This window comes from Sporichthya sp., assembly GCF_013815995.1.
GTDB lineage: Bacteria > Actinomycetota > Actinomycetes > Sporichthyales > Sporichthyaceae > Sporichthya.
Genome location: NZ_JACDFE010000017.1, coordinates 19,797 through 31,947 on the forward strand (window position 1 = coordinate 19,797; position 12,151 = coordinate 31,947).

The 12,151-nt window shown below is 69.4% G+C and carries 11 protein-coding genes and 1 tRNA gene; 10 read left to right on the forward strand and 2 right to left on the reverse strand.

The window, feature by feature from the left end; translation table 11 throughout:
- Positions 1-136: 136 nt before the first annotated feature.
- Complete coding sequence (locus tag H0X00_RS03755; RefSeq protein WP_293767404.1) at positions 137-583, reverse strand: PPOX class F420-dependent oxidoreductase; 447 nt, start codon at positions 581-583, stop codon at positions 137-139.
- 50 nt (positions 584-633) lie between these two features.
- Between H0X00_RS03755 and H0X00_RS03760 the strand changes: the two genes are divergently transcribed.
- The 8 genes from H0X00_RS03760 (at position 634) to H0X00_RS03795 (ending at position 8,131) form a co-directional block, all read left to right on the forward strand.
- A tRNA-Pro gene (locus H0X00_RS03760) sits at positions 634-706 on the forward strand.
- 108 nt (positions 707-814) lie between these two features.
- On the forward strand, positions 815-2,266 hold the full coding sequence (tig, locus tag H0X00_RS03765; RefSeq protein ID WP_293767405.1) for a trigger factor: 1,452 nt from the start codon (positions 815-817) through the stop codon (positions 2,264-2,266).
- A 161-nt stretch (positions 2,267-2,427) separates the two neighbouring features.
- Positions 2,428-3,039, forward strand: coding sequence for an ATP-dependent Clp protease proteolytic subunit (locus tag H0X00_RS03770; protein WP_293767406.1), 612 nt, complete (start codon positions 2,428-2,430; stop codon positions 3,037-3,039).
- On the forward strand, positions 3,036-3,689 hold the full coding sequence (locus H0X00_RS03775; RefSeq protein ID WP_293767407.1) for an ATP-dependent Clp protease proteolytic subunit: 654 nt from the start codon (positions 3,036-3,038) through the stop codon (positions 3,687-3,689). Before H0X00_RS03770 ends, H0X00_RS03775 begins: the two co-directional genes overlap by 4 nt.
- Positions 3,690-3,858: 169 nt before the next feature.
- Entirely contained in the window at positions 3,859-5,145 is a 1,287-nt protein-coding gene (gene clpX / locus H0X00_RS03780) for an ATP-dependent Clp protease ATP-binding subunit ClpX (protein ID WP_293767408.1), read from the forward strand.
- A gap of 27 nt (positions 5,146-5,172) precedes the next feature.
- Positions 5,173-6,339, forward strand: coding sequence for a homoserine O-acetyltransferase (locus H0X00_RS03785; RefSeq protein WP_293767409.1), 1,167 nt, complete (start codon positions 5,173-5,175; stop codon positions 6,337-6,339).
- A gap of 14 nt (positions 6,340-6,353) precedes the next feature.
- Positions 6,354-7,649, forward strand: coding sequence for an O-acetylhomoserine aminocarboxypropyltransferase/cysteine synthase family protein (locus tag H0X00_RS03790; protein ID WP_293767411.1), 1,296 nt, complete (start codon positions 6,354-6,356; stop codon positions 7,647-7,649).
- Positions 7,646-8,131, forward strand: a complete 486-nt coding sequence (locus H0X00_RS03795; RefSeq protein ID WP_293767412.1) for a CoA-binding protein — start codon at positions 7,646-7,648, stop codon at positions 8,129-8,131. The genes H0X00_RS03790 and H0X00_RS03795 overlap by 4 nt, the downstream gene beginning before the upstream one ends.
- On the opposite strand, the gene H0X00_RS03800 is transcribed toward H0X00_RS03795, so the two are convergent.
- Positions 8,128-8,532 carry a hypothetical protein gene (locus tag H0X00_RS03800; protein ID WP_293767413.1) on the reverse strand — a complete coding sequence of 135 codons (405 nt, stop codon included), beginning with the start codon at positions 8,530-8,532 and terminating at the stop codon, positions 8,128-8,130. The two genes, H0X00_RS03795 and H0X00_RS03800, sit on opposite strands and share 4 nt — an antisense overlap.
- 80 nt (positions 8,533-8,612) lie before the next feature.
- On the opposite strand from H0X00_RS03800, the gene H0X00_RS03805 reads away from it, so the two are divergent.
- Positions 8,613-11,243: a valine--tRNA ligase gene (locus H0X00_RS03805; protein WP_293767414.1), complete on the forward strand. Its 2,631-nt coding sequence runs from the start codon at positions 8,613-8,615 to the stop codon at positions 11,241-11,243.
- Positions 11,236-12,151 (forward strand): Mur ligase family protein (locus H0X00_RS03810; protein ID WP_293767415.1); only part of this gene is annotated, 916 nt, incomplete at its 3' end. The genes H0X00_RS03805 and H0X00_RS03810, both read left to right, overlap by 8 nt.

Below are 12,151 nucleotides of genomic sequence, written 5' to 3' on the forward strand. Positions count from 1 at the left end.
GCGGCGGGGGAGTCCACCGCCGCGTTCAGAGCCCGGTGCGCCTTCTCATCCCCGGCCGAGGTGGTTCCGAAGCCGGTGCCGGCCTGGGCGTTCATGAAGTACGAGGTGTTCTCCGCCATGACGGCAGGTTAGAACGTCAGTCGGCGACGTCCACCTTGGCCACCACGTGCTCCGGGGTGACCCGCACCAGCAGTTCGCCGGGGACGCCGTTGCGCTCGGCGTATTCCTTCTCCCGGTCGGCGCCCATGTACCGGGCGCCGAGCAGGCCGGCCCAGCGGTAGACCTCGTCCGGGTCGTCGGAGGTCCGAGCGGTGCCGCGGATCATCACGAAGTTGAACGGCGGGCGCTCGTCGTCCCAGCACAGGCTGACCCGCGGGTCCCGGGCGATGGCCTTGCCCTTGACGGTGCCGGCGCCGGTGGTGAAGACGATTTCGTCGGTCCCGTTGGACCTGTCGAGCGCGACCCACACCGGCACCACCTGCGGTGAGCCGTCGGCGCGCACCACGGCGAGCTTGGCTGTCCGGACGGGCGAACCGCCCACGAATTCCTGCCACCAGCCCTCGGGCGCTGCGGTGTAGCTCATACGTTCCCCCTACCCGTTCTGACCTGGGCACTAGACTGCCCGCCACGCCGCGGGGCGTAGCGTAGTGGCTAGCGCGCCTGCTTTGGGGGCAGGAGATCGGGAGTTCGAGTCTCCCCGCCCCGACCGCAATATCGGAGTTCAGGAGATCGGGAGTTCGAGGCCCAAGTTTCCGCCGCCCCGACCAGCAGCAAACACCCGTCCCAGCACCTGCATCTTGAGGAGAACCACGTCGTGAAGAGCGAAGTCGAGACCCTGAACCCGACGCGGGTCCGGCTCACCGTCGAGGTTCCCTTCGAGGAGCTCAAGCCCAGCCTCAAGGACGCGTACAAGAAGATCGCCGGCCAGGTGAGCGTGCCCGGGTTCCGCAAGGGCAAGGTCCCGCCGCAGGTGATCGACCAGCGCTTCGGCCGCGGCGCCGTGCTGGAGGAGGCGGTCAACACCGCCATCCCGCAGTTCTACTCCGAGGCCGTCCAGTCTGCCGAGCTCGACGTGCTGGGCCAGCCGCAGATCGATGTCACCTCCTTCGAGGACGGCAGCCAGCTGGCCTTCACCGCCGAGGTCGACGTCCGGCCGACCATCGAGCTGCCGGACTACAAGAGCATCTCGGTCACCGTCGACGACGCCGCGGTCAGTGACGAGGACATCGAGAACGCCCTCGACCAGCTGCGCGGGCGGTTCGCCGTCTTCAACACGATCGAGCGGGCGGCCGAGGACGGCGACTACCTGACCGTCGACCTGTCCGGCAAGGCCAAGGAGGGCGAGCTGATCGACGAGGCGCAGGCGACCGGCCTGACCTACGTCGTCGGCTCCAAGACCCTGGTCGAGAACCTGGACAGCGCCGTGATCGGCATGTCCGCCGGCGAGACCAAGACCTTCGAGTCCACGCTGGTCGCCGGTCCCCGCAAGGAGGAAGAGGTCGACATCACCGTCACCGTCACCGCGGTGAAGGTGCGCGAGCTGCCCGAGGTCGACGACGAGTTCGCCCAGATGGCCAGTTCGTTCGACACGGCCGAGGAACTGCGCGCGGACACCGCCCAGTGGGTCGCCCGGAACAAGAAGCTCGGGCAGGGCGGTCAGGCCCGGGACAAGGTCCTCGAGGCGCTGATGGAGCAGGTCGAGATCCCGCTGCCGGAGGGCTTCCTGCACGCCGAGGTGCACTTCCGCCACGACTCGATCGTCAACCAGCTCCAGCAGGCCGGGCTGAGCCTGGAGGCCTACCTCGAGCACGAGGGCCAGACCAAGGAAGAGTTCGACGCCGAGGTCGAGAAGCGCGCGACCGAGGCGATGAAGGCCCAGTTCCTGCTCGACGCGGTGGCCCGCAAGGAGGAGGTGGAGATCTCCCAGGAGGAGATCACCCGGCACCTCATCGAGCGCGCCCAGTCGGCCGGCATGAACCCGGACCAGTTCGCTCAGCAGATCGTCCAGGCCGGCCAGGCCAACATGCTGGTCGCCGAGGCGGTGCGCGGGAAGGCGCTCGCGGTCATCCTCACCTCCGCGACGGTCAGCGACGAAAGCGGCAACCCGGTGGACCTGTCCGAGCTGCTGGTCGACGGGGTCGGCGCCGGCGCGGACGACGAGGACGAGGTCGCCGAGACCCTGGCCGGCGGTGAGGCCGAGGAGTCCCAGGCCGCTTCCGCCCGCGGGGCCGCAAGCATCGCGATCCCCACCATTCCCGGCGCCTGAGTCCTCCGTTCGGGCGGTCGTGCCTGCGCTGACAGCGAACTCGGCCGGATTGGGGAAGGCCGGAGCCACCCTGGGCATTAGGGTCGGCAACGCGGCGAGGAAGATCGTCGTGACGACACCGAAGCAGGTGAGGACGAGTGGCCTTGACCAATGAATGGGGCATGACCCGGCTCGAGATGGCCCGGACCCCGGAAGCCGGTGGCGGCCTCGGCGAGCGCGTCTACGAGCGCCTGCTCCGCGAGCGCATCATCTTCCTCGGCTCCGAGGTTCGCGATGACATGGCGAACACGCTGGCCGCTCAGATGCTGCTGCTCGCCGCCGAGGACCCCGTCAAGGACATCTGGCTCTACATCAACAGCCCCGGCGGCTCGGTTTCGGCCGGCATGGCGATCTACGACACCATGCAGTTCGTCAAGAACGACGTCGCGACCGTGGCGATGGGCCTGGCCGCCTCGATGGGCCAGTTCCTGCTCTGCGCGGGTGCCCCCGGCAAGCGGTACGCCCTGCCGAACGCGCGCGTCATGATGCACCAGCCCAGCGGTGGCCTCGGCGGATCCGCCTCGGACATCAAGATCCAGGCCGAGCAGATGCTCTACACGAAGCGGCGGCTCGCGGCGCAGATCGCCGAGCACACCGGTCAGACCGTCGAGCAGATCGAGCTCGACTCCGACCGGGACCGCTGGTTCACGGCCGAAGAGGCCAAGGAATACGGCTTTGTCGACCACGTCGTCACCAACGCCCGGCAGGTCTCGGGATCCGGAGGCACCGCATGATGCCTGAGTCGAACCTCCAGCTACCGCAGTCCCGGTATGTGCTGCCGCGCTTCGTCGAGCGCACCAGCCAGGGCATCCGGGAGTACGACCCCTACGCCAAGCTCTTCGAGGAGCGGATCATCTTCCTCGGCGTGCAGGTCGACGACGCCTCCGCCAACGACGTGATGGCGCAGCTGCTCACGCTCGAGTCGATGGACCCGGACCGGGACATCCAGATCTACATCAACTCGCCCGGTGGCTCGTTCACGGCGCTGACGGCGATCTACGACACCATCCAGTTCGTCAAGCCGGACGTGCAGACGATCTGCATGGGCCAGGCCGCCTCGGCGGCCGCGGTCCTGCTGGCCGCCGGTACCCCCGGCAAGCGCCTCGCGCTGCCGAACGCGCGCATCCTGATCCACCAGCCCGCCATCGAAGGCAGCGGTGGCCAGGCCAGCGACCTCGAGCTCGTCGCCAACGAGGTCCTGCGTATGCGGGCCCTGCTGGAGGAGATGCTCGCCAAGCACACCGGCCGGGACATCGAGCTGGTGCGCAAGGACATCGAGCGGGACAAGATCCTGACCGCTCAGCAGGCCAAGGAGTACGGGATCGTCGACGACGTCATCTCGTCCCGCAAGACCTCCCTGCTCGCCGTCAACGGCGCCGGTTGACCCCGAAACAAAACATGCTCTGACCTGCGGGAACTGACCATTCGGTCAGTTCCCGCAGTCATGTCCGCTCAGAGCGGAATGCCTCGACTCGCCCGCTCAAGGTGATGTGTGCGCGGGGCACCGGAAGGTACCGTCGAATCCTCGGCCCGACCCTAGGAGACGCGACCGCGTGGCACGCATTGGCGATGGCGGGGACCTGCTCAAGTGCTCTTTCTGCGGAAAGAGCCAGAAGCAGGTCAAGAAGCTGATCGCAGGTCCTGGCGTCTACATCTGCGACGAGTGCATCGATCTCTGCAACGAGATCATCGAGGAGGAGCTCTCCGACTCGACCGAGGTGCGCTGGGACGAACTGCCCAAGCCCAAGGAGATCTGCGAGTTCCTCGACCAGTACGTGGTCGGGCAGGAGAGCGCGAAGAAGGCGCTCTCGGTCGCGGTCTACAACCACTACAAGCGGGTCCAGGCGGGCGAGGCCGGCAAGACTGCGGCCGGCGGTGACGTGGTCGAACTCGCCAAGTCGAACATCCTACTGATCGGCCCCACCGGCTGCGGCAAGACCCACCTCGCGCAGACCCTCGCCCGGATGCTCAACGTCCCGTTCGCCATCGCGGACGCCACGGCGCTGACCGAGGCCGGCTACGTCGGCGAGGACGTCGAGAACATCCTGCTCAAGCTGATCCAGGCCGCCGACTACGACGTCAAGAAGGCCGAGACCGGGATCATCTACATCGACGAGGTCGACAAGATCGCCCGCAAGAGCGAGAACCCGTCGATCACCCGCGACGTCTCCGGCGAGGGCGTGCAGCAGGCCCTGCTGAAGATCCTGGAGGGCACCACCGCCTCCGTGCCGCCGCAGGGCGGGCGCAAGCACCCGCACCAGGAGTTCATCCAGATCGACACCACCAACGTGCTCTTCATCGTCGGCGGCGCGTTCGCCGGACTTGAGAAGATCATCGAGGGCCGGGTCGGCAAGAAGGGGATGGGCTTCTCCGCGACGCTGCACTCCAAGACCGACCTGGACACCACCGACAGCTTCGGCGACGTGATGCCCGAGGACCTGCTCAAGTTCGGCATGATCCCGGAGTTCGTCGGCCGGCTGCCGGTCATCACCAGCGTGAAGAACCTGGACCGCGACGCGCTGGTGAGCATCCTGAGCGAGCCGCGCAACGCGCTGGTGAAGCAGTACCAGAAGCTCTTCGAGCTGGACAACGTCGAGCTGGAGTTCACCCCCGACGCCCTGGAAGCGATCGCCGACCAGGCCATCCTGCGCGCCACCGGCGCCCGCGGCCTCCGCGCGATCATGGAAGAGGTTCTGCTCTCGGTGATGTACGAGGTGCCGTCCCGCACGGACGTCGCCCGCGTCGAGATCAACCGCGACGTCGTGGTGTCCAACGTCAACCCGACGCTGGTGCCGCGCGACGTCGAGCGCAAGCGCGAACGGCGCGAGAAGAGCGCCTAGCCTCCAGCGGTCACCGAGACTTCCGCTATGTCCCCACGGCCGGGCGGGTGGCGCGAGGGCGATCCGGCGGCGGATCGGCGGTTCGCAGACCTCGGCGCGATCGACCTTGAGCTCGGCGGGCACCTGCCCGGTGTGACGCTGGCTTACGAGACCTGGGGCACCCTCGACGCGGACGCGTCCAATGCGGTGCTCGTGCTGCACGCGCTCACGGGGGATGCCCATGTGCACGGTGTCGCGGGTCCGGGTCAGCCGACCGCCGGTTGGTGGGACGGGCTGATCGGTCCCGGCCGGCCCCTCGACACCGAGCGGGTCTTCGTGGTCGCGGCGAACGTACTCGGCGGGTGCCAGGGGTCCACGGGGCCTTCCTCGCGGGCCACAGACGGGCGGGGGTACGGGCGGCCGTACGGGTCGCGCTTCCCCCGCGTCACCGTCGGCGATCAGGTCCGCTCCGAACGCCTGCTGTCCGACCACCTCGGCGTTCGGCGGTGGGCGGCGGTGCTCGGTGGGTCGATGGGCGGGATGCGCGCGCTGGAGTGGGCCTACGCGTACCCGGACCGGGTCGGTGCCGCCCTGGTGGTCGCGGTGGGCGCAGCTGCGACCGGGGACCAGATCGGCACCCAGTCGACCCAGATCGCGGCGATCAGAGCCGACCCGGGCTGGGCCGGGGGCGACTACTACGACGAGGCCGGCGGTGGTCCGTGGGCCGGGATGGAGATCGCCCGGCGGATCGCGCACCTGACCTACCGCAGCGAGTACGAACTCCAGGACCGGTTCGCCGGTACCCCGCAGGCGGGCGAGGATCCGCTCGCCGCGGTTGGGCCCGGCCGGTTCGCGGTGCAGTCCTACCTGGACCACCAGGCGGTCAAGCTGTCCCGTCGCTTCGACCCGGGTACCTACGTTGCGCTCACCGATGCGATGAACACCTGGGATCTGGGACGGGGACGAGGCGGCCTGGAGGCCGCGTTGGGCCGGATCGAGGTGCCCCTGCTCGTCGGGGGAGTGAACACCGACCGGCTTTACCCGCTGTGGCAGCAGGAGCAGATCGCCACCGCACCGGGAACCGTGAAGGGGCTGCGGGTGATCTCCTCGCCCTCCGGGCACGACGGGTTCCTGATCGAGCGGGACCAGATCTTCGCGCTCACTGCGGAGGCCGTCGGCATCGGTCTCGGCGGGTCCTCCTCGATCGAGAAGTAGGCTCACCAACCGTCATGGCTGAACGAGACTGGGGCTTCAAGACCCGCGCTGTGCATGCCGGCGCGCGTCCGGACCCGCACACCGGCGCCCGCGCCGTGCCGATCTACCAGACCACCGCGTTCGTCTTCGAGGACACCGCGGACGCCGGCAGTCTGTTCGCGCTGCAGAAGTACGGCAACATCTACAGCCGGATCGCGAACCCGACGGTGGCCACGCTCGAGGAGCGGATGGCGTCGCTGGAGGGCGGGCTCGGGGCGATCGCCACCGCGAGCGGGCTGTCCGCCGAGTTCCTCACCTTCGCTGCCCTGGCCGGTGCCGGCGACCACATCGTCGCGGCCGGTTCGCTCTACGGCGGCACGCTGACCCAGCTCGACGTGACGCTGCGCCGGTTCGGCGTGCAGACCACCTTCGTCCGCGGCACCGACCCGGCCGACTACGCCGCCGCCATCACCGCGGCGACCAAGGCCGTCTTCGTCGAGGTGGTGTCCAACCCCTCCGGTGAGGTGGCCGATCTGGCCGGGCTGGCCGAGGTCGCGCACGACGCCGGGGTGCCGCTGATCGTCGACGCCACCATGGCCACGCCGTACCTGTGTCGGCCCATCGAGCACGGCGCGGACATCGTCGTGCACTCCGCGACGAAGTTCCTCGGCGGGCACGGCACGACGCTCGGTGGCGTCGTGGTGGAGTCCGGAAAGTTCGACTGGACCAACGGGCGCTTCCCGCGGATGACCGAGCCGATCCCGAGCTACGGCGGCCTGACCTGGGCCGGCAACTTCGGCATGTACGGCTGGCTGACGATGGTGCGCTCCGAGCAACTGCGCGACATCGGTCCCTCGCTCACCCCGATCGCTGCCTTCATGCTGCTGCAGGGGATCGAGACGCTGCCGCAGCGGATGGCTGAGCACGTCGCCAACGCCGCCGCGGTCGCGGCCTGGCTGGAGGCAGACCCCCGCGTCAGCTACGTCCGCTACGCCGGCCTGCCCAGCCACCCGCACCACGAGCGCGCGAAGCACTACCTACCGGAGGGGCCGGGCGCCGTCTTCGCCTTCGGCGTGGTCGGCGGGCGCGCGGCGGGGGAGGCCTTCATCGAGAACGTCCGGCTGGCCAGCCACCTGGCGAACATCGGCGACGTGCGCACGTTGGTCATCCACCCGGGGAGTACGACGCATCGTCAGCTCACCGAGGAGCAGCTGGCCCTGGCCGGCGTGCCCGGGGACCTGGTGCGCATCAGCGTCGGACTCGAGGATGTCGACGACATCATCTGGGACCTGGACCAGGCCCTGGCCGCGTCGCAGAAGGCGATCGCGTGAGTGTCGGAACTCCGGAGGACCTGGCGCACCGGGCCCGGATCGTGCGCGAGACCCGCTCGGTGGCGGTGGTCGGCGCCTCGGCCAACGAGTCCCGCGCGAGCTACTTCGTCTCCACCTATCTGCTGGCCAGTACCAGCTACGAGGTCTACTTCGTGAACCCGACCGCGAAGACCGACATCCTCGGCAAGCCGGTGTACCCGAGCCTGGCCGCGCTGCCCGTCCTCCCGGACCTCGTCGACGTGTTCCGGCGGCAGAGTGAGCTCGACGAGGTGCTGACCGAGGCCATCAAGGTCGGGGCGAAGACGTGCTGGTTACAGCTCGGGCTCACGGACGCCGCCGTCGAGCAGCGCGCCCGCGACGCCGGGCTCCAGGTCGTCGCGGACCGCTGCCTGAAGATCGAGCACGCCCGGTTCATCGGCGGTGGTCTGCATCTGGCCGGCTTCGACACCGGCGTCATCGACTCCCGCCGGCACCCTCGCTAGTTCATCGGGCGCTTCGCGAAGCCACCGGCGCACCAGAGCGCGTAGTCGAACTCGGCCGGGTTGGCCATCAACTGCTCTGAGCGCGCGACCCAGAACTCCAGCCAGGCATTGCCGGTGGCCCGGGCCGTGGCCACCACTTCTTCGAGGTCGGCCCGGGCCAGGCCGGTGAACCCGGAACGCACCGCGTTCCCGGCCAGCAGGTACCGCGCAGCCAGCAGGTAGCGCTGCGACGGACACGCCTCGTTCGCGACCTGCTCCACCAGCACGTCCGCGTAGCGCAGGTCGGCCAGGACGAGGTCCCAGTCCTCCATCGGCTCCAGGTCGTTGCACTTCGCCCACGCGCGGAGCTCGGCCGGCGAGGGGTTCGCCGGGTCCGCGAACCTCACCTTGGGCTTGGGCATGCGGCCATCCTGCTTCATCGCGAGGAGCGCTCGGCTAATCGGTTCGAGATCCCCCGGACGCGCTCCGTAGACTTCCGCGGGTGACTGACGCCTCCACCTCGCCCGCCGCCGACCTTCCGACCCGCTACGCGCCGGCGGAGGTAGAGGGCGAGCTGTACCAGCGCTGGGTGGACGCGGGCTACTTCGAGGTCGACGCGGCCTCGGACAAGCCCGCCTACTGCATCGTCATCCCGCCGCCGAATGTCACCGGCTCCCTGCACCTCGGCCACGCCTTCGAGCACACCCTCATCGACGCGCTGGTCCGCCGGCGCCGGATGCAGGGCTACGAGGCGCTCTGGCTGCCCGGGATGGACCACGCCGGCATCGCCACCCAGAACGTGGTGGAGCGGGAGTTGGCCAAGGAGGGCGTGTCCCGCCACGATCTGGGCCGGGAGGCCTTCGTCGCCAAGGTCTGGGAGTGGAAGGCCGAATCCGGCGGCAAGATCCTCGGCCAGATGAAGCGCCTCGGTGACGGGGTGGCCTGGCAGCGTGAGCGCTTCACCATGGACGAGGGCCTGTCCCGCGCGGTGCTCACCATGTTCAAGAAGCTCTACGACGACGAGCTGATCTACCGCGCCGAGCGGATCATCAACTGGTGCCCGCGTTGCCACACCGCGCTCTCCGACATCGAGGTGGAGCACCAGGAGGACCCGGGCGAACTGGTGTCGATCCGCTACGGCGACGGGGACGCCTCGATCGTGGTCGCGACCACCCGCGCCGAGACGATGCTGGGCGACACCGCGGTGGCGGTGCATCCAGAGGACGAGCGCTACAAGCACCTGATCGGCACCACCGTCGAGCTCCCGCTGACGGGACGTCAGATTCCGATCGTCGGCGACGAGCACGTCGACCCCGCGTTCGGCACCGGCGCGGTCAAGACGACCCCGGCGCACGACCCGAACGACTTCGCGATCGGGCAGCGCCACAATCTGCCCTCGATCACGATCATGGACGAGACCGGCGCGATCACCGCGCACGGACCGTTCCTGGGCATGGACCGCTTCGAGGCCAGGCCGGCCGTGGTGGCCGCGCTGCGCGCCGAGGGGCGCATCGTCGCCGAGAAGCGGCCGTATCTGCACTCCGTGGGCCACTGCTCGCGGTGCAAGACCGTGGTGGAGCCGCGGCTGTCGCTGCAGTGGTTCGTCAACGTGACGCCGTTGGCCAAGGCCGCCGGCGACGCGGTGCGCGAGGGGCGGGTGGCCATCCACCCGAAGGAGCTGGAGCCGCGCTGGTTCGCCTGGGTCGACAACATGCACGACTGGTGCATCTCGCGGCAGCTGTGGTGGGGCCACCGGATCCCGGTCTGGTACGGCCCTGACGGCCAGGTGCGCTGCGTCGGCCCCGACGAGGCGCCGCCCGGCGAGGGCTGGATCCAGGACGAGGACGTCCTCGACACCTGGTTCTCCTCCGGCCTGTGGCCGTTCTCCACCCTCGGCTGGCCCGAGCGCACCCCGGAGCTCGCGAAGTTCTATCCGAACTCCGTGCTCTACACCGGCTACGACATCCTGTTCTTCTGGGTCGCCCGGATGATGATGTTCGGCCTGTACGCGATGAAGGACGACGCTCCCGGCGGCGACATCCCGTTCGCCACCATCGGTCTGCACGGGATGGTGCGCGACCAGCTCGGCAAGAAGATGTCCAAGTCCTTCGGCAACGCCGTGGACCCGCTGGACTGGATGGACACCTACGGCTCGGACGCGCTGCGCTTCACCCTGGCGCGCGGCGCGAACCCCGGCACCGACGCGCCGATCGGTGAGGACTGGGTCGCGGGGTCGCGGAACTTCTGCAACAAGCTCTGGAACGCGACCCGCTTCGCGCTGATGAACGGCGCCACCGTCGCCGCCCACGTGCCGCCGCGCGAGCAGCTCTCCCCGGCCGACCGCTGGATGCTGTCCCGGCTGCACGCGACCGTCGCCGAGGTGGACGCGCTCTACGAGGACTACGAGTTCGCCAAGGCCACCGAGAAGCTCTACCACCTGGTCTGGGACGAGTTCTGCGACTGGTACCTGGAGCTGGCCAAGGCTCCGCTCGCCCGCGGGGGAGCCGAGGCGGAGGCGACCCGGGCGGTGCTCGGGCACACCCTCGACGTGCTGCTCAAGCTGCTGCACCCGGTGATCCCGTTCGTCACCGAGCAACTGTGGACCACGCTGACCGGTAACACCTCGATCGTCGTTGCGCCGTGGCCGGAGGCGCGGGCGGATTACGCCGACGCCGACGCCGAAGGCCAGATCGAGGCCGTGCAGGACCTGGTCACCGAAATTCGCCGGTTCCGGTCCGACCAGGGCGTCGCGCCGAGCAAGAAGGTGGCCGCGCGCATCACCTGCGACGGCAGCGTGCCCGGGCTGGCGGAGCACGCCGACCAGGTCCGCGCGCTCACGCGGCTCACTCCGGACGAGAACGGCTTCGCCACCGGCGCCACGCTGCAGGTCAAGGGCGCAGTGGTGGAGCTCGACCTCTCCGGCGCGATCGACGTTGCCGCCGAGAAGGCCCGGCTGGAGAAGGATCTGGCCGTCGCGCGCAAGGAGATCGAGGCCGCGGACGCCAAGCTGGCCAACACGGACTTCGTGGCCAAGGCGCCCGAGCAGGTGGTGGCGAAGATCCACGCCCGCAAGGCCGGCGGCGAGGCCGACGTCGCTCGCATCACCGCGCAGCTGGCATCGCTCCATGGCTGAGCTGGCGGCGGTCGAGAACGCGCTGCTGTCGCGGTGGCCGGAGTCCAAGCTCGAGCCGAGCCTGGACCGCATCCGCGCGCTGACCGAACTGCTCGGCGACCCGCAGAGCTCCTACCCGGTCATCCACGTCACCGGCACCAACGGCAAGACCAGCACGGCGCGGATCATCGAGGCGCTGCTGCGCGGCTTCGGCCTGCGCACGGGGTTGTTCACCAGCCCGCACCTGGAGTCGATGCGCGAGCGGATCTGCTTCGACGGTGAGCCGATCGAGCCGCAGCGCTTCATCGACACCTACGTCGACCTGGAGCCCTACCTCGAACTGGTGGACTCGAAGAACGAGCACCCGCTCTCGTTCTTCGAGGCGATGGTCGCGATGGCCTATGCCTCGTTCGCCGAGGCGCCGGTCGACGTCGCGATCGTCGAGGTCGGCATGGGCGGTGCCTGGGACGCGACCAACGTGGCCGACGGCCAGGTCGCGGTCGTCACGCCGGTCGCGATCGACCACGCCAACTACCTCGGCGACACGTTAGAGGGGATCGCGACGGAGAAGGCCGGCATCGTCAAGGCGAACGCCTTCGCCGTCCTTGCCCAGCAGCCGGCCGAGGTCGCCGAGGTGATGCTGCGCCGGGCCGCCGAGGTGGAGGCGACCGTCGCCCAGGAGGGCCTGGAGTTCGGCCTGCGCGGGCGTCTGGGCGCGGTCGGTGGGCAGGTGCTCGCGGTCCAGGGTCTGGGCGGGTTGTACGAGGAGCTGTTCCTGCCCCTGCTCGGCGAGCACCAGGCGCACAACGCGGCCTGCGCCGTGGCCACGGTGGAGGCCTTCCTCGGCGGCGGCAGCAGTCCGCTCGACGTCGACATCGTCCGGGCCGGCCTGGCCGACGCCCGATCGCCGGGTCGGCTCGAGGTGGTCC

What these genes read in the sequence shown, in the direction of transcription:
- H0X00_RS03770 (WP_293767406.1), top strand. Translation starts at nt 2,428, where the DNA reads ATGACCCGGCTCGAGATGGCCCGGACCCCGGAAGCCGGTGGCGGCCTC.
- H0X00_RS03785 (WP_293767409.1), top strand. Translation starts at nt 5,173, where the DNA reads ATGTCCCCACGGCCGGGCGGGTGGCGCGAGGGCGATCCGGCGGCGGAT.
- H0X00_RS03755 (WP_293767404.1), bottom strand. Translation starts at nt 583, where the DNA reads ATGAGCTACACCGCAGCGCCCGAGGGCTGGTGGCAGGAATTCGTGGGC.
- H0X00_RS03800 (WP_293767413.1), bottom strand. Translation starts at nt 8,532, where the DNA reads ATGCCCAAGCCCAAGGTGAGGTTCGCGGACCCGGCGAACCCCTCGCCG.
- H0X00_RS03775 (WP_293767407.1), top strand. Translation starts at nt 3,036, where the DNA reads ATGATGCCTGAGTCGAACCTCCAGCTACCGCAGTCCCGGTATGTGCTG.
- H0X00_RS03790 (WP_293767411.1), top strand. Translation starts at nt 6,354, where the DNA reads ATGGCTGAACGAGACTGGGGCTTCAAGACCCGCGCTGTGCATGCCGGC.